We start from the raw sequence: 15,958 nt of genomic DNA, 5'->3' as shown, positions 1-15,958 counted from the left end.
TCGTGCGTCAGGTGGTCAGACGTCGCCGCGCCAGGCGCCCGTCTCGGTGCCGCGGTTCTCGACGAACTCCTTGAACCGCTTGAGGTCGGCCTTGACCTGCAGGTCGTCGGCACCGACGGCGGCACCGGCCTTCTCGACGAGCGAGTCCGGCTCCCACCGGGTCTCGACGTGCACGCGCGTCGTGCCGGCGTCGACGGCCTCGAACGTCACGACGCCCTCGTGGGCCGGGCCGTCGACGCTGCGCCACGCGACGCGCTGGTCCGGGTGCTGGTCGATGATCTGCGCGTCGAACTCGCGCTCGACGCCGCCGATCGAGGTCCGCCAGTGGGTGAGCGTGTCGGTCACCTGGCGCACCTCCTCGACGCCACCCATGAAGTGCGGGAACTCCTCGAACTGCGTCCACTGGTCGTAGGCGGTGCTGATCGGGACGGCCACCTCGATGGTCTGGTCGATCGTCGGCATGCCGTGCTCCCTTCGCTCGGGACGGGGTTGTCGGGCCACGCTAGGTCGGCCCCGGACGGGTCGCGCGTCGAGCGCGGGAGCTGTCCCCCGTTCCGGTGGAGGTCGGCCCGTCGACGTGCGGAGGAGATCGCCGAGGCGCACCCTTCGCGTCCTCCGAGGGCTCTGGGACAGGCTTTGGGAGGGGCTCTGGGAGGCCGTGCACCGGCCCCCGGCCGGAACGCCGGAGGGCCGTCAGTCGCGCGTCGCGGACGCACCCGCGGTCGGCGTCAGCGACTGCGTCCCGATGACGCGCAGCAGCGCGAGCGCGTCGGCGGCGGGGCTCCCCGCCGGGGCCGAGTAGACGATGATCGCCTGGTCGCTGTCGGGCACGTGCAGCGCGTCGCAGTCGAGCGTGACCCGCCCGACCGTCGGGTGGTCGACGGACTTGCGGTGGCTGCGCCACACGCTCGCGCCGCCCTCCTGCCACATGCGCTCGAAGTCGGGGCTCTCCCGCCGCAGCTCGGCGACGAGCTCGTTGAGGCGGGCGTCCTTCGGGTACCGGGCGGCCGCCGTCCGCAGCGCCGCGACGGCCTGGGCCGCAGTCGCCTCGCGCTCGTCGTGCGACATCGCGACGCGGGTCCGCGGGCCGTACGGCGTCGTGCCGAGGAACCGGATCCGGTTGACGTTGCGCTCGCGTGCAGGGACGGTCGACCAGTCGCCGAGCAGCGCCGACGCCATCGCGTTCCACGCGAGCACGTCGCCGCGCGCGTCGAGCAGCAGCACCGGCAGGTCGACGAGCCGGTCCATCAGGCGCTGCACGCTGGGGCGCACGACGTCGTCCACGGTCCCGGACAGCGGCGGCGGCGAGCCCGCCAGGTGGAAGAGCTCCGCACGCTCGTCGTCGTCGAGCCGCAGCGCCCGGGCCAGCGCGCGCAGCACCTGCGCCGACGGGCGGGGGCCGCGACCCTGCTCGAGCCGCACGACGTAGTCGACGCTCACGCCCGCGAGCAGCGCGACCTCCTCACGCCGCAGACCCCCGACCCGGCGACGCTCGCCCGCCGGGAGCCCGACGTCCTGCGGCGACAGGCGCCCCCGCGCACGTCGCAGCACCTGGGCCAGCTCCCCGCGATCCATGCGCCCAGGATCCACCCGCACGGCGGCGCGCGGGTGGCGTCAGCATGGGACCGCCGGTCCCAGGGTGCGCACGCCCTGGAGCCCGCGCGTGCCGCGGCGGAGGGTCGACGGCATGGACACCACCATCGTCCTCGTCACGGGGGCCACCCAGGGAATCGGGCGGGAGACCGCCCGCCGACTCGTCGCGCTCGGCTGGACCGTGTGGGTCGGTGCGCGCGACCTCGACGCCGGCGAGCGGGTCGCCGGCGAGCTCGGCGGCGTCGCACGGGCCGTGCGGCTCGACGTCACCGACGACGCCTCCGTCGCCGACGCCGTGCGCGTCGTCGACACCACGCACGGGCGCCTCGACGTGCTCGTCAACAACGCCGGCGTCAGCGGGCGCCTCGTCGGGCCGCGGGACACCCCGCCGGCCGACTTCCTGCCCGTCTACGGCGTCAACGTGCTCGGGCCCGTGCGGGTCACGCACGCGTTCCTGCCGCTGCTCGACCGGTCCGCGCAGCCGCGCGTCGTCATGGTGTCGAGCGGGCTCGGCTCGTTCGGCGTGACCACGGACCCGGCACGCTTCGAGTCGACCATCGCCGGGCTCGCGTACCCGTCGTCGAAGGCCGCGCTCAACATGATCACGAGCCAGTACGCGAAGGTGCTCGACGGGTACCAGGTGCTCGCCGTCGACCCCGGCTACACCGCGACCGGCCTCAACGGGCACCAGGGGTTCCAGACGGTCGAGCAGGGCGCCGAGGCCGTCGTCGCGGCCGCGACCGTCGGTCCGGACGCGCCGTCCGGGACGTTCCACGACCGGGCGGGCGCGCTGCCCTGGTGAGGCGTCGACCCGCCCGGTGTGCGACCTGCCGGGCGGGTCAGCCGCCCGCGAAGGGCGGCAGGACGTCGAGCGTCACGCCCGCGCGGACCTCGTCGTCGCCCTCGACACGCGTGCCGTCGGCGAGCAGCGCGCAGCGGCTCAGCACCGCCGCGAGGTCGGGGTGGCGACGCGTCAGCTCGGCGACCACCAGGGCCGCGGTACCCGCGGGGACCGTCTCGGTGTCGACGCCGGCCGCCTCCGCCGCGGCGGCGAAGTAGCGGACGGCCACCGTCGCGGCGGCCGTCGTCCCGCTCACGCCGGTGCCGGATGCGGTCGCGGCGGTCGGGGCGCTCGTGGGCGTCGTCACGGCAGCACGTTCTCGTCCGACGCCCACGCGAGCGCGGCGCGGCGGGCGGTCGCGAGGACGTCCTCGCCGGACCGGCCGGAGGCGATCGCCAGGCCCGCGACCAGCATCGTCACCGGGACGGCGGGCCGCGCGACCGAGTGCGCGACGTCCGTCGCGACGTCGAGGATGCGCTCGATGTCGACGAGCGCGGGGTCGACGCCGAGCTCGGCGGCGACGTGCTCCACCCAGGCGGGCAGGTCCGCGCCGGGAGCCCTGCGGGGGTCTGTGCTCACGGTGTCCTCCGATCGTCGTCAGGGTCGATGGTGCCACCGGACAGGCGGACGTCGAGGCGCCGCACGTCGTCCCACGTGTCCGCGTCCGCGGCGGCGTCGTCGGGGTCGGGCACGTCGACGAGCCGCAGCCCGGCGACCAGGCTCCGCACCGACGCGTCGCGCAGGCCGTCCGGGAGCGCGTCGAGCGCGGCGTCGAGCGCGGACCGGCGGTAGGCGGCGACGAGGTGCTGCGGCGACCCGTCGGGGCCGACCAGCCGCGCGCCGTCCGCCTCGGGGTCCACGAGCGCCGCGGCGACCAGCGCGGGCACCACGCGGCCGGCGCCGGGGACGTCGCAGGCCAGGACCACGACGAGGGCGTCCTCGTCGACGGGCACGGCGTCATCGGCGACCGGTGGCTGAGTGCTCGGTGACGCCGCGTGCTCGGAGGGGACGTCGCCGGCGAGCGGGAGTCGCGGGATCGCGGTCGTGGACGCGGGCAGAGCCGCGAGACCCGCGGCGAGACCGGCGACCGGCCCGCCGAACGCGGGCGACTCCTGGACGGTCGGGACGCCCGGGCGCGCGACCGAGGGCGGACCGACGACGACGACCGTCCGGGCGTCCGCGACCGCCGCGAGCGCGTGGTCGACCAGCGCACGACCTGCGACGACGACCGACCCCTTGTCGGCACCGCCGAGCCGCTGCGCGCGACCGCCCGCGAGGACGACCGCGTCGAACGTCACGGCTCGCGCCGCCAGTCGCCGGACTTGCCGCCGGTCTTCGCCTCGAGCCGGACGTCGGCGATCGACACGGACTTGTCGAGGCCCTTGACCATGTCGACGACCGCGAGCGCGGTCACCGAGACGGCTGTGAGCGCCTCCATCTCGACCCCCGTGCGGTCGGCGGTCCGCACGGTCGCCTCGATCGCGACGCCGTCGTCCTCCACGCGCAGGTCGACCACGACGCCGTGCACGCCGATGACGTGCGCGAGCGGCAGCAGCTCGGCCGTGCGCTTGGCGGCGGCGATCCCGGCGACGCGCGCGACCGCGAGCACGTCGCCCTTCGGGACCGTGCCGTCGCGCAGCGCGGCGACGACGTCCGGCCCGCAGACGACGCGACCCGTCGCGGTCGCGGCGCGGACCGTCGGCTGCTTGTGCGTGACGTCGACCATCCGGGCGTGGCCCGCGGCGTCGAGGTGGGTGAACGGCTGCGTCATGGGGCGACTCTCAGGACGGTGACGAGGTCGCCGGGGGCGACCTGGGTGTCGGGCGGGACGATCGCGAGGCCCTCGGCGAGGGCGAGGCGGGCGACGAGGTGCGACCCGGAGCCGCCCGCGGTGGCGCGGACGACGTGCGGGTGGGTGGGCGTGCGGGCGCCGGCGCCGCTCGCGGCCGGGGCGACGAAGCGCACGGGCATGACCTGAGCGCGGCCGGGTGGGGTGCGCCAGCCGTCGTCGACCACGGCGGTCGTCGTCGGGCGCTCGACGTCGGTGAGTCCGCGCATGCGCAGCAGCGCGGGTCGCACGAACAGCTCGAACGACACGAACGAGCTGACCGGGTTGCCGGGGAGCGCGAACACCGGGGTGCCGCCCGGCAGACGGCCGAGCCCCTGCGGCTTGCCCGGCTGCACGGCGACGGGCACGAAGACGACGTCGGGCTCGTCGAGCAGCGCGGCCTTCACGACGTCGAACGCGCCGACGCTGACCCCGCCGGACGTGACGATCGCGTCGACGCCGCCGTCGAGCCCGTGCAGCAGGTCCCGCAGCGCGTCGGGGTCGTCGCCGACGGGCCCGAGCCGCATCGCCTCGCCGCCCGCCTCGCGGACCGCGGCGGCGAGGAGCCACGAGTTCGAGTCAGGGATCTGCCCGTGGGCGAGCGTCGTGCCGGGCGTGACGAGCTCGTCGCCCGTGCTGATCACCGCGACGCGCGGCCGCCGGTGCACCGCGACCTGCGCGACGCCGACCGACGCGACCGCCGCGACGTGCGCCGGGCCGAGCAGCGTGCCCGCGGCGACGACGAGGTCGCCGGGCACCGCGTCCTCGCCCGCGCGCCGGACGTGCTGGCCGACGGCCTTCGACGCCCTGACCTCGACCGTCGTCGTCCCCGCGTCGGTGTCCTCGACCGGCACCACGGCATCGGCACCGGGCGGGACGGGCGCGCCCGTCATGATCCGTGCGGCCGTCCCGGGTTCGACGACCGGCCGCCCCGACGACCCCGCCGGCAGGTCCGCGACGACCCGCAGCGTCACCGGCGTCGCGTCGGACGCGTCGCGCACGTCGTCGGCGCGCACCGCGTACCCGTCCATCGCGGAGTTGTCCCAGCGCGGCAGCGGCTCGTCGGTGCGCACGTCCTGCGCGAGCACGTGCCCGAGCGCGTCGGGGAGCCCGACGACGACGGTGGGCAGCGGCGCCGCGAGCGCGAGGGACGCCGCCCGGTGCTCGTCGAGGGTGCGCATCGCGGTGGTCGTCGGCACCCCCCGATCCTGCCACCCGCCGGTCAGGTCCCGTCCGCCCCGACCACCGGGACAAACGACTCGGGACGCACCGCGATCCATGCGAGGACGCCGCCGTCGACGTTGACCGCGTCGACGCCGGACGCGCGGAGCGCGCGGGCGGCGACCATCGAACGGGCGCCGACCTGGCAGACGACGAGGACGGGCCGGTCCCGGGGCAGGCCCGCGACGCCGGAGCCGTCGAGGACGCGTCCGAGCGGGACGTGCGTGGCGCCCGGGACGGCGACCACCTCGAGCTCCGCCGCCTCACGGACGTCGACGAGCACGGTCGACGGGTCGACGGCGAGGCGGGCGACGAGCTCGGCGGCCGTCACGGTCGGCACGTCGTCGTCGAGCCCCCGCGGACCACGGGCCGTCGGCGCGGACGACGCGGACCGGCTGGACGGCGGCTGCCCACCCGCGACCGGTGCGGGCAGCAGCTCGTCCGCGACGCGGCGCGGGGACGGGACCAGCGGGACCTCCGACCAGCGGCCACGGAGGGCGTCGACGACGAGGACGCGGCCGAGCATCGGCTCGCCGAGGCCGGTGACGAGCTTGACCGCCTCGGTCGCCATGACGGACCCGACCTGCCCGCACAGCGCCCCGAGCACGCCGGCCTCGGCGCACGACGGCACGGTGTCGGGCGGCGGCGGGGACGGGAAGAGGTCGCGGAGCTGCACGGCGGGGACGCCCGAGCCCGCGGGCGGGCGGCCCCAGAAGACGGTCGTCTGGGCGTCGTACCGCAGGACCGACCCCCACACCTCCGGCAGGCCGAGGCGGACGCACGCGTCGTTGACGAGGTAGCGGGTCGGGAAGTTGTCGGTGCCGTCGACGACGAGGTCGTAGCCGCGCAGGACGTCGTCGACGTTCTCCTCGGTCAGCCGCAGGGCGTGGACGACGACGTGCACGTCGGGGTCGAGGTCCGTGATCGCGTCGCGGGCGCTCTCGACCTTCGGCCGGCCCACGTCGGCCGTGCCGTGGACGACCTGGCGCTGGAGGTTGGTGACGTCGACGACGTCGTCGTCGACCACGCCGATCGTCCCGACGCCCGCCGCCGCGAGGTACTGGAGCACGGGTGCCCCGAGCCCGCCCGCGCCGACGACGAGCACGCGCGCGTTCCGCAGCCGACGCTGGCCGTCGACGCCGAGACCGGGCAGCAGCAGGTGCCGGGACCCGCGGGCCACCTGGGCGGCGGTCAGGGGCGGGCCGGGCTCGACGAGCGGAGGCACGTGCACGTCGACCAACCTACGTCGGCGGCGCGCCCGGTGAGCCCGCACGGGCCGTGGAAAGCGGGCGGCGGACGACGGAGAGACCCCTGCCCCGTCGTCCGCCGCTCCCCGCGTCGTCGTCGCTCAGCGCACGGACGGCCAGCCCGCGGCGTCCCAGCCGAGCAGGTTGATGCCCAGCCGGGAGTCCCCCGCGTCGGTGTACCAGTGGTAGAAGAGCACGTCGCCGTCGCCGTCGCGCAGCGTCGCGCTGTGTCCCGGGCCGTGCACCGACCCGTGGCCGGCGAGGATCTCCGTGCCGCCGCCGCTCGTCATCGCGACGCCCGCGCGGTCGACGTACGGACCGGTGATCGACGTCGAGCGGCCGACCGCGACCCGGTAGGTGCTCTGCGCGCCCCGGCAGCACGCGTCGAACGACACGAACAGGTAGTAGTGGCCGTCGCGGTACAGGATGTCGGGCGCCTCGATCCCGGCGCTGCGGGTCGCGAGCGAGTGGATCGCGGTGCCGGACCGCAGGCCCGTCGACGGGTCGATCGCGATCAGCTTGATCCCGGACCAGAACGACCCGAGGCTCAGCCACGGCCTCCCCTGGGCGTCGATGACGAGGTCAGGGTCGATCGCGTTGTAGCCGCTGCTGCTCGTCGTGCTGAGGACCAGGCCGCGGTCGGTCCACGTCCCGGCGTCGCCGGTGGGGCTCGTCGCGAGGTAGATCCCGGAGTTCTGGCTGCCGAACGTCGACGCCGAGTAGTACAGCCAGTACTGCCCGTTCCGGTACGACAGGTCGGGCGCCCACAGGTCGCCGGTCGTGTGCGCCGCGGTCCACGGGGTGCCGTTCGGGAAGGCGGCGCCGGCGTCGGTCCAGGCGGTGCGGTCGCGGGACGTCTTCAGCGGGATGCCGCGGCCCGTCGTGGCGACCAGGTAGGAGCCGTCGGGGCGCTTGACGACGGTCGGGTCGTGCGCCCACGTCGCACCCGTGACGACGCCGGGGTTCGGGTAGGCCGTGCCGCCGCCGGACGCGCTCGTCCAGCGCTGGTTGTCGCGGCCGTTGCACGTCCACAGCGCGACGGCGGTGCCGTTGGCCGTGCGGTTGCTCGTCACGTCGAGGCACAGGCCGGACTGCTGGCTGCGCAGCGACCCGTTCGCGCCCCACGCGAACGTCTGGTTGGCGCCGCCCGTGCAGGTCCACGAGATCAGCGCGGTGCCGGGCGTCGTCCCCCAGTTCAGCGCGTCGAGGCAGCGGGTGCCGTCGAACGTGCGCAGCTCGCCCGCTGACGTCAGCGTCCAGCCCTGCCCCGCGACGCCGTTGCAGTCCCAGATCTGGATCCCCGCGCCGGGGGTCGTGCTGTTGCCGGCGACGTCGAGGCACCGGCCCGATGCCGACGACCGGAGCGCGTGCGCAGCGGCCTGCGCCGGCGAGGCGGCCACGAGGCCGGCGCCGAGGAGCGCCACCGAGGCGGTGAGCGACAGGAGGCGGCGTGCGAGCGCACGACGCCGGAGGGAGAAAGGCATGGGTGGGTCCTTCCGCGGGTGGGAGGCAGCTCACGATGTGATCGCTAACGTCCCGGGCCCGCGTCGGGCCTCACAAGCAGGTGAATCGCTTCATCGAGGACCCCTTCTCCAACGATGCACGCGCGTCCGGCCGCGGTCGTCCGCGGACGGGGAGCGCGCCCCGGCTCGGCGAGAACGCCGCCGGGACGCCGCACGGGCCCGCGTCGCCCTCAGAAGTCGAAGAGGTCCTCCAACCAGGAGTCCTTCTTCTTCTTGCGGTAGCGCGGGTCGCCCGAGTACCGGGGATCGCCGCCGGAGCGCGGGTCGTAGCCCCGACGGTCGTCGTAGCCGCGACGGTCGTCGTAGCCGCGACGGTCGTCGTACCCGCCGCGGTCGTCGTAGCGGCGCTCGTCGTAGGGCGCACGAGGGTCGGCGGGCGGGCGCGGGTCGGCCGGACGGGCACCCCCGACGCCGAGGCCCGGGTCGGGTGCGGCGGCGCGTTCGAGGATCTTGTCGAGCTCACCGCGGTCCAGCCAGATGCCGCGGCACGTCGGGCAGTAGTCGATCTCCACCCCCTGCCGCTCGGACATCACGAGCTCGGCCTGGTCGACGGGGCAGCGCATGGTCGGTCCTCCCGGGGTCGGCGGTCGACGGGTCAACGTGCGACCCGTCCCGATCGTGCCCGCCCGCCGGGCGCTCCGCGAAGCCCGTCAGGCCGTCAGGCCGTCAGCGTCCCCTGCCACCGCACGATGCGGTCGACGGCCTCGCGCACGACGTCCGGCGACGACGCGAACGACAGCCGCACGAACCGGTGCCCGTCGACGGGGTCGAAGTCGGTCCCGGGCGTCAGCGCCACGCCCGCCTCGTCGAGCAGCCGCGCGCACCACGTCGCCGAGTCGAGACCGGTCGAGGACACGTCGGCGTACAGGTAGAACGCACCGTCGGCGGGCGCGACGTGCGTCCAGCCGAGCTCGGGCAGGCGCTCGAGCAGCAGGGCGCGCGACGCGGCGTACCGCTCGACGTTGGCCCGTGCCGCCGCGTAGCCGTCGGGGCTGAACGCGGCGACACCGGCGTGCTGCGCGAGCGCGGGCGGGCACAGGGCGACGTTCCCCGCGAGCGCGTCGACGGGGGCGACGAGGTCGTCGGGCAGGACGAGCCAGCCGAGCCGCCATCCCGTCATCGCCCAGTACTTCGAGAACGAGTTCACGACGACCGCGCCCGTGTCGAGGTACTGCGCGGCGGTCGCGACCTGCGCGTCGGCGTCGTAGGTGATGCCGTGGTAGATCTCGTCGCTCACCAGCCGCACGCCGTGCTCCGCGCACCACGCGGCGAGGTCCGCGAGCGCCGACGCCCCGACCATCGTGCCCGTCGGGTTGGCGGGACTCGCGACGACGAGCCCGTCGAGCGGGCCGGCCGCCTCCAGGTGCGCGACCGTCGGCTGGAACCGCGACGCCGGCCCGCACGGCAGCTCGACGACCTCGCAGCCCAGTGCGCGCAGGATGTTCGCGTACGCGGGGTACCCGGGGCGGGCGAGCGCGACGCGGTCGCCGACGTCGAACGCCGCGAGGAACGCGAGCATGAAGCCGCCCGACGAGCCCGTCGTGACCGCGATGCGCGCGGGGTCGACGTCGACGCCGTACCAGGTGCGGTAGTGCGTGGCGATCGCCGCGCGCAGGCCCGGGGCGCCGAGCGCCTCGGTGTAGCCGAGGTCGCCGCTGGTCAGGAGCTCGACGGCGCGCTGCCGCACGACCTCCGACGCACCCGTCGACGGCTCGCCCGCGCACAGGTTGAGCACGTCGACCCCCGCGGCGCGGCGCGCGTTCGCGGCGGCGAGGATCTCCATGACGGCGAACGGCGGCACGTGCGCACGGGATGCGACCTTCACCCGCCCTATCCTGCCGTGCGGCCCACCCGGCCGCGGCGCCACCGACGCCGCCCGGACGCCCGTGGGCGGACGCACCGGGTCGACGGGCCCGGGCGACGAGAGGAGCATCAGAAGGTGATCGTCGACTGCGCGCTCTACACCCGCGGGGTCCGGCAGCACCGGCTCGACGACGTGTTCGCCGCCGCGCAGGAGGCGGAGCACGAGGACGGCTTCGTGTGGATCGGCCTCGTCGACCCGTCGGCGGACGAGTTCGACGCCCTCGCCGAGGGGTTCTCGCTGCCCGAGCTCGCGATCGAGGACGCGATCCGCGCGCACCAGCGGCCCAAGCTCGAGCGGTACGGCGACCTGACCTTCGCGATCGTCAAGCCCGTCCGGTACGTCGACCACGCCGAGGTGGTCGACGTCAGCGAGCTCGCCGTGTTCGTGGGGCACCGGTTCGTCGTCGTCGTGCGGCACGGCGACTCGCGCATCCCGTCGCGCGCGCGCCAGACGCTCGAGGGGGACGCGGAGACGATGGCGCTCGGCCCGTGGGCCGTCCTGCACCGGCTGCTCGACCTCACCGTCGACCAGTACCTGGAGGTCGCCAGGTCCGTCGACGTGGACCTCGACGAGATCGAGGACCAGGTGTTCGGGTCGGTGCCGGGCGAGGACCACGCCGAGCGGATCTACCGGCTGAAGTCCGAGGTGCAGCAGTTCCGCCGGGCCGTGGTGCCGCTCGTCGGGCCCGTGCACCGGCTCGCGTCGGGCCAGGTGCCGGGCATCCCGGGCGACCTGCAGGAGTACTTCCGCGACGTCGAGGACCACACGCTGCGCGTCGCCGACTCGATCGAGGCGGCCGACAACCTGCTCACCGGCGTGCTCCAGGCGGACCTCGCGCAGGTCACCGTCGCGCAGTCGCGCGTGAGCGTCCAGCAGAACGCCGACATGCGAAAGATCTCCGCGTGGGCGGCCATCGGGCTCGTGCCGACCGCCATCGCGGGCATCTACGGCATGAACGTGCGGAACCTGCCGATCGCCGACACCGCGTTCGGGTTCTGGGCGGTGCTCGTCGTCATCGCCGCGTCGTGCGTCCTGCTGCACCGCGCGTTCCGCCGCAACCGCTGGCTGTAGCGCCCGGGGCTCCGGGCCGCCGCGACGGTCGGGGTGACGCGACGGACCGACGGTCGCGGTCGGCGCGTCAGGCCGTCGGGGCGCCGTCGCGGGCCGCGAGCGCCGCTCGCACGTGCGCGACGACCCCGTCCGCCGCCGCCTCGACCTCGGCGAGGCACGTCTCGAAGTTCTCCGGCCCGCCGTACCAGGGGTCGTCGACGTCGAGCACGTGCTCGGGCTGACCGGGCGCGACGACCGGCGCGGCCGGGTCGAACGCGCGGTACATGACGACGCGGTCCGCGACGTCCCCGGATCCGGCGAGGCGCCGCAGGGCACGCGCGTGCTGCGCGGTCATCGCGAGCACGAGGTCCCGGGCCGGCAGGTCGGTCGCGCGGACCTGACGCGCACGGTGCCCCTCCCCGACCGGGTAGCCGTGGGCGGCGAGCACGTCGCGCGCCCGCCGGTCCACCGGGCGGCCGTGCTCCTCGTCGCTGATGCCGCTCGAGTCGACGACGACCTGGTCGCCCAGGCCGGCGGCGTCGAGGCGGTCGCGGAGCACGACCTCCGCCATGGGCGAGCGGCAGATGTTGCCGGTGCAGACGGTCATCACGCGGTACGGCTCGGTCACCGCACCATCCTGCCGCACCCTGCTCACGGCACCGGGGCGCTCAGGGGACCGCGGCGGCGACCAGGCCGTCGTCCCGCAGCAGGTGGGCGACACCGTCCGCGACGTGCGGCGGTGCGCACATGCGGGCGCCCGCGTCGAGGAGCGACCCGTCGCGCGCGTCGAGCACGACGACCCCGGCACCGGTCGTCGCGACGACGACGCCGGGCGCGCCGCCGACGTCGAACACCGGGCCGTCGGTGACCGGCGCCTCCCAGACGACCTCACCGGTCCGGGCCGCGAACGCCACGACGCGCGCCGGCCCGTCGGAGGGTCCTCCACGGCCCGCGACCACGAGGTCCCCGGCGAGCGCGGCGCAGTCCGCCGACACCGCCGCCGACCAGCGCACGTCGAGGTCGACCGGGTCGAGCACGCGCAGGACGAGGCCGCCGCCGGCAGCCGCGCAGACCGCCACGACCGTGTCGCCCGACGCGTCGAGCCGCCAGACGTCGTCGTCGGCGCGTGCCGTGCAGCGCCCCGTCGCGGCGTCGACCTCGAACAGGCCCGGCGTCGTCGCGCCGAACCGGTGCATCGCGAGCAGCCGGCGCGGGCCGAGCGCGACGAGCCCGAGCGGGAGCCATGGGAGCGGCAGCGTCGCGACGTCCGGCGGGCCCGCGGAGGCGCCCGCGTCGGCTCCCGCGTCGGCTCCCGCGTCGAGGGTCAGCAGCTGCGCGCGGCCGTCGGGCGTGGCGCCCGTGACGTGCACCCGACCGCCGTCGGCGACCGCGCACGACGTCGCGTCGAGCACCGGCAGGACGCGGTGCCACGCGGCGTACGCGTCCTCGACGCCCACGACCTCGGTCAGCCCGTCGTCGACGTGCGCCACGTCCGTGACGAGGCCGCGCCCGGTCGGCAGGAACCAGCGGCCGTCGTCCGACGGGTGGTGCAGGTCGACGACCCACCGGACGTCGCCGGTCGCGGCGTCGACCCCCGCCACGGTGCCGCCGGTGCGCACCGCGACCGTGCGGTCGCGGAGCAGCGGCCGGTGCCGCGGCAGGGAGAAGCCCGCGCCGACCTCCGCGCGCCACAGCGTCCGCACGTGCGCCCTCCTCACGGCACCGGGACGAACGTGCCGTCGGCCGCGAACCGGCCGAGCTGCACGCGCCCGTTGCTGGACAGGATGCCCGCGCCGTAGTCGAACGTCAGCGCGGCCGAGTTCTGGATCGACGACGGCGCGAGCGTGACGCCGTCCCCGATCGGGATGCCCTCGATGAGGGTGTGCAGACGGTCGTGCAGCAGCGGCTCGATGTCGACGAGCCGCCGGTGGTCGCCGCCGAGGTAGAGCGGGATGAGGTGGTGCAGGTCGCCTGACGCGGGGGCGCCCGACGCGGTCTCGAACGCGAGCCGGTAGTTGTGCGCGCGCAGCTGGTCGGTGCCGCGCACGACGACGATCTCGTGCGCGAGCAGCGCGTCGACGGACTGCGTCGCCTCGACGAGCGGGTCGGGGTGGGTCCGCAACGCCTCCGCGAGGATCTGGCGCAGCTCGTACTGCTGGGCCCCGGTGACGACCTCCTGCAGGCGGCGTCGGGTGGTCGCGACACCGCGCAGCGGCACGACGGTCGCGTCGGCGAATCGGCCCACGAGCGCCGCGAACCCGCGCTTGAGGTCGTCGCTCCACGACGCGACGAGCGCCGCACCCTCTTCGCGCCGCGACAGCGCACCCGTCGCGATCTTCCACCCTGACCCCTCGCGCACGAGGGTGAGCGCCGGCTCCTTCGAGTCGGCGAACCGGGTGAGCAGGAACGGCGGGTCCCCCGCCGGGTTGCGCCGGTAGTAGTACGCCGACGGGTCCTTCACGAGCGCGTTGCCCTCGAGCGGCGGGACCGCGCCGGACCGGATCGCGTTGCGCGTCTCCTCGCCCGCGGCGGCGACGAACCCCGAGCCCTTCTCGGCGGCCATGCGCTCGACCGCGGCGGAGTGCTCGACGAGCTCCGACTCGAGGAACCGGACCTCGCGGCGCAGCACGTCCTCCTCGGCGGTGCCGAGGGCGCGCCCGAGCGCGGCCCGCCGCGCCGCGATGATGTCGGGCAGCTTCATGACCTCGAAGAACGACTCGTACGCCTGCGACCCGGCCTTGAACGGGTTGACGCCCGGCGCCGGGAAGCCGGCCAGCGAGCGCACCTTGTCGACGAGCTCGCGGATCTTGCCGACGAGCCCGTCGTAGCGGCGCACCATCGTGACGACCTGCCCGTGCGCGAGGATCTCGCCGACCGTGGCCTCCGCGCCGACGACCATCCCCTGCACGGACACGCGTCCCGCGTCGTCGACCAGGATGTCCACCCGGATCTCGCGCGGCGCCAGCGACGCGTTGACCTCGATGGTCGTGCCGACGCGTCGCGACAGCCCGGGCCGCAGCGCCTCCGTGAGCACCTCGCCCGCGTCGGCGATGCCCGCGGCACGACGCAGGTCCGTGGCGAGCCGCTGGTCGCCCTTCGCGAGCGCGGTGACGCCCACCTCGAGCGTGCCGTTGGCGGCCTTCACCGCCTTGAGCGCGGTCACGACCTGCGCGGCGTCGGCGACGACCCCCACCCACGCGACGACGAGCCAGCCCCAGGACCGCGCCTCCTCGGGCGACAGCAGCGACTGCGCCGGGTCGAGGTCGGTGTTCGACGCCGCGTGCTCGGCGAAGAACGCCTCCGTCTGGGAGATCGCGTCCGCGACCCCGAGGCCGAACGCGCCCGCTGCGAGCGCGACGCCGACCGGCCCGGTCGCGAACGCCGCGCCGATGCCGAACGCGAGCGTGAACAGCGTGAGGACCGTCTCGGCGATCGACGTCTGGTTCGCCGCGACGAGGTTCTCGACCTGCTTGCGCGCCTCGGGGTCGGAGATGCCGAGGCCGGCGATCGTCGAGTCGACGACCGAGCGGATCTTCCACAGGTTGACCGACCCGTCGTGGATGTTGTTGCGGGTCGTGTCGATGTCCTCGAGGACCTGCAGCGCGTCCGCGCCGAGCTGCGCGTTCTGCTCCTCGGGGCTCAGCCTGGCGAACGCCGTGGCGTCGACCCGGGCGAGCGCCGGGTACCGCGCGAGCACCACGCGCCGACGGGCCTGCAGCGCCTGGAACCGCGCGTGGTTCGCCTGGAACTCGGCGTACGACTCCTGAGTGCCGCTCGGGAGCGTCTTCGGGATCGCCGCGATCTCGGCGTCGATGCCCGCGAGGTACTCCGCGGTGCTCCGCATCGTCTGGATCTCCGCCTGGGAGACCGTGCCCGACGCGAACCGCCGGTCCACGTCGCGCTGGACCCGCACGCGCGCGGACGCGAGGACCGCGAGCGCGTTGTCGCGCATCGCCGCGCCGAACGCGAGCTCCAGCACCGCGGGCTTCGTGAGGTCGAGGCCCTGCTTGTAGCCCGCGAACGGGTCCGTCGACGCGGTGCCCGCCCCCGGCATGAGCGCCTGGTCCGCCATGCGCGTCTTCGCGTCGTCCTTCGTGGTGAACTGCGTCGGCCGTAGCTCGGCGCCGTCCTCCGTGACGATGACCTGCGCGTCCGTGTCGAACCGCACGGCCGTCCACGGCTTCTCCGGGAACCACAGGACGTTCGCGAGCGTGAACGCGCTCAGCAGCGTCTCGCCGCTCGCGTGGTACGCGACGTACCTGCCGTTCTCCAGGAAGACGGCGCCGGCCGTCCCCGCGGACTTGATCGCCGCCGTCGCGGCGGCCAGCGACTCGTACTGCCCGGGCGTCCAGCCGACGGGCGTGATCGACGCGGGCACGGCGTCGATCGGCGTGACGTGGTGCGCGATCGGCACGGCGCCGACGACGTCGTGCGTCGTGACCGCCGAGTCGGTCCAGCCGGTCCACGTCGCGATGCGCGCGAAGCGGTGCTGCGGCTCCGCGGGGGCGGCGAGCGGGGTCCCTGCCCCCGCGGCCGGCGGGGCGGCCGGTGGTGCCGTGGGCGGTGCGGCGGGCACCTGCTGGCGCTGGAGCGTCGGCGCGCCGGCCTCGACGAGACCGGTCACCGCGTGGTTGCCCGCGAGCGCCTGGAGCGAGAGGAGCGCCTGCGGGGGCGCGCCCCCAGCGGGGGCGCCCGTCGGCGTCCGGGGCACGGCGGACGCCCCGTGCGGCGACGCGACGGGCGTCGGCGGTCGTCGGGGTGGCGCGGGGCCGACGTCCGGGGCGGGACGCG

General features: G+C 75.6%; 16 protein-coding genes. 2 read left to right on the top strand and 14 right to left on the bottom strand.

Features of this window, described 5'->3' with window-relative positions; all coding sequences use genetic code 11:
- Positions 1-15: 15 nt before the first annotated feature.
- Entirely contained in the window at positions 16-462 is a 447-nt protein-coding gene (locus KOV94_RS12495) for an SRPBCC family protein (protein WP_124344668.1), read from the bottom strand.
- Between the two features lie 231 nt (positions 463-693).
- Entirely contained in the window at positions 694-1,575 is an 882-nt protein-coding gene (locus tag KOV94_RS12490) for a helix-turn-helix transcriptional regulator (protein ID WP_218052218.1), read from the bottom strand.
- A 112-nt stretch (positions 1,576-1,687) separates the two neighbouring features.
- Here KOV94_RS12490 and KOV94_RS12485 point away from each other — a divergent pair, with 112 nt between their 5' ends.
- The gene (locus KOV94_RS12485) at positions 1,688-2,395 is read left to right on the top strand and encodes an SDR family NAD(P)-dependent oxidoreductase (RefSeq protein ID WP_218052217.1); all 708 of its coding nucleotides are present in this window, start codon (positions 1,688-1,690) and stop codon (positions 2,393-2,395) included.
- 37 nt (positions 2,396-2,432) lie between these two features.
- On the opposite strand, the gene KOV94_RS12480 is transcribed toward KOV94_RS12485, so the two are convergent.
- The 9 genes from KOV94_RS12480 to KOV94_RS12440 all read right to left on the bottom strand — a co-directional run bounded on the left by KOV94_RS12480 (position 2,433) and on the right by KOV94_RS12440 (position 10,078).
- Positions 2,433-2,741, bottom strand: a complete 309-nt coding sequence (locus KOV94_RS12480) for a MoaD/ThiS family protein (protein WP_307720329.1) — start codon at positions 2,739-2,741, stop codon at positions 2,433-2,435.
- Positions 2,738-3,013, bottom strand: coding sequence for a DUF6457 domain-containing protein (locus tag KOV94_RS12475; protein ID WP_218052216.1), 276 nt, complete (start codon positions 3,011-3,013; stop codon positions 2,738-2,740). The genes KOV94_RS12480 and KOV94_RS12475 overlap by 4 nt, the downstream gene beginning before the upstream one ends.
- Positions 3,010-3,732, bottom strand: a complete 723-nt coding sequence (gene mobA, locus KOV94_RS12470) for a molybdenum cofactor guanylyltransferase (RefSeq protein WP_218052215.1) — start codon at positions 3,730-3,732, stop codon at positions 3,010-3,012. The genes KOV94_RS12475 and mobA overlap by 4 nt, the downstream gene beginning before the upstream one ends.
- On the bottom strand, positions 3,729-4,205 hold the full coding sequence (gene moaC / locus KOV94_RS12465) for a cyclic pyranopterin monophosphate synthase MoaC (RefSeq protein WP_162353447.1): 477 nt from the start codon (positions 4,203-4,205) through the stop codon (positions 3,729-3,731). Before moaC ends, mobA begins: the two co-directional genes overlap by 4 nt.
- Complete coding sequence (locus tag KOV94_RS12460; protein ID WP_308160520.1) at positions 4,202-5,461, bottom strand: molybdopterin molybdotransferase MoeA; 1,260 nt, start codon at positions 5,459-5,461, stop codon at positions 4,202-4,204. Before KOV94_RS12460 ends, moaC begins: the two co-directional genes overlap by 4 nt.
- 23 nt (positions 5,462-5,484) lie before the next feature.
- Complete coding sequence (locus tag KOV94_RS12455) at positions 5,485-6,714, bottom strand: ThiF family adenylyltransferase (RefSeq protein ID WP_218052214.1); 1,230 nt, start codon at positions 6,712-6,714, stop codon at positions 5,485-5,487.
- A 117-nt stretch (positions 6,715-6,831) separates the two neighbouring features.
- Entirely contained in the window at positions 6,832-8,214 is a 1,383-nt protein-coding gene (locus KOV94_RS12450) for a family 43 glycosylhydrolase (protein ID WP_218052213.1), read from the bottom strand.
- Positions 8,215-8,423: 209 nt separating this feature from the next.
- On the bottom strand, positions 8,424-8,816 hold the full coding sequence (locus KOV94_RS12445; protein WP_124342738.1) for a TFIIB-type zinc ribbon-containing protein: 393 nt from the start codon (positions 8,814-8,816) through the stop codon (positions 8,424-8,426).
- 95 nt (positions 8,817-8,911) lie between these two features.
- Complete coding sequence (locus KOV94_RS12440; RefSeq protein ID WP_218052212.1) at positions 8,912-10,078, bottom strand: pyridoxal phosphate-dependent aminotransferase; 1,167 nt, start codon at positions 10,076-10,078, stop codon at positions 8,912-8,914.
- Positions 10,079-10,192: 114 nt separating this feature from the next.
- Between KOV94_RS12440 and KOV94_RS12435 the strand changes: the two genes are divergently transcribed.
- A complete protein-coding gene (locus KOV94_RS12435; protein ID WP_218052211.1) occupies positions 10,193-11,188 on the top strand; it encodes a magnesium and cobalt transport protein CorA in 996 nt (331 codons plus the stop codon).
- A gap of 67 nt (positions 11,189-11,255) precedes the next feature.
- On the opposite strand, the gene KOV94_RS12430 is transcribed toward KOV94_RS12435, so the two are convergent.
- The 3 genes from KOV94_RS12430 to KOV94_RS12420 form a co-directional block, all read right to left on the bottom strand.
- Positions 11,256-11,774, bottom strand: a complete 519-nt coding sequence (locus tag KOV94_RS12430; RefSeq protein ID WP_218052289.1) for a low molecular weight protein-tyrosine-phosphatase — start codon at positions 11,772-11,774, stop codon at positions 11,256-11,258.
- Positions 11,775-11,835: 61 nt separating this feature from the next.
- Positions 11,836-12,870, bottom strand: coding sequence for an outer membrane protein assembly factor BamB family protein (locus KOV94_RS12425; RefSeq protein ID WP_218052210.1), 1,035 nt, complete (start codon positions 12,868-12,870; stop codon positions 11,836-11,838).
- An 11-nt stretch (positions 12,871-12,881) separates the two neighbouring features.
- Complete coding sequence (locus tag KOV94_RS12420; RefSeq protein ID WP_218052209.1) at positions 12,882-15,878, bottom strand: hypothetical protein; 2,997 nt, start codon at positions 15,876-15,878, stop codon at positions 12,882-12,884.
- Positions 15,879-15,958 lie beyond the last annotated feature (80 nt).

Source organism: Cellulomonas algicola, from assembly GCF_019024305.1.
GTDB classification, from domain to species: Bacteria; Actinomycetota; Actinomycetes; order Actinomycetales; family Cellulomonadaceae; genus Cellulomonas; species Cellulomonas algicola.
The sequence above is the reverse complement of the archived record's forward strand: the minus strand, read 5'-3'. Positions and strand labels throughout refer to the sequence as shown.

Excerpts from the sequence above, each read along its gene's own strand:
- KOV94_RS12485 (WP_218052217.1), top strand. The coding sequence starts at position 1,688 with ATGGACACCACCATCGTCCTCGTCACGGGGGCCACCCAGGGAATCGGG.
- KOV94_RS12445 (WP_124342738.1), bottom strand. The coding sequence starts at position 8,816 with ATGCGCTGCCCCGTCGACCAGGCCGAGCTCGTGATGTCCGAGCGGCAG.
- KOV94_RS12495 (WP_124344668.1), bottom strand. The coding sequence starts at position 462 with ATGCCGACGATCGACCAGACCATCGAGGTGGCCGTCCCGATCAGCACC.
- KOV94_RS12490 (WP_218052218.1), bottom strand. The coding sequence starts at position 1,575 with ATGGATCGCGGGGAGCTGGCCCAGGTGCTGCGACGTGCGCGGGGGCGC.
- KOV94_RS12430 (WP_218052289.1), bottom strand. The coding sequence starts at position 11,774 with ATGACCGTCTGCACCGGCAACATCTGCCGCTCGCCCATGGCGGAGGTC.
- moaC (WP_162353447.1), bottom strand. The coding sequence starts at position 4,205 with ATGACGCAGCCGTTCACCCACCTCGACGCCGCGGGCCACGCCCGGATG.
- KOV94_RS12450 (WP_218052213.1), bottom strand. The coding sequence starts at position 8,214 with ATGCCTTTCTCCCTCCGGCGTCGTGCGCTCGCACGCCGCCTCCTGTCG.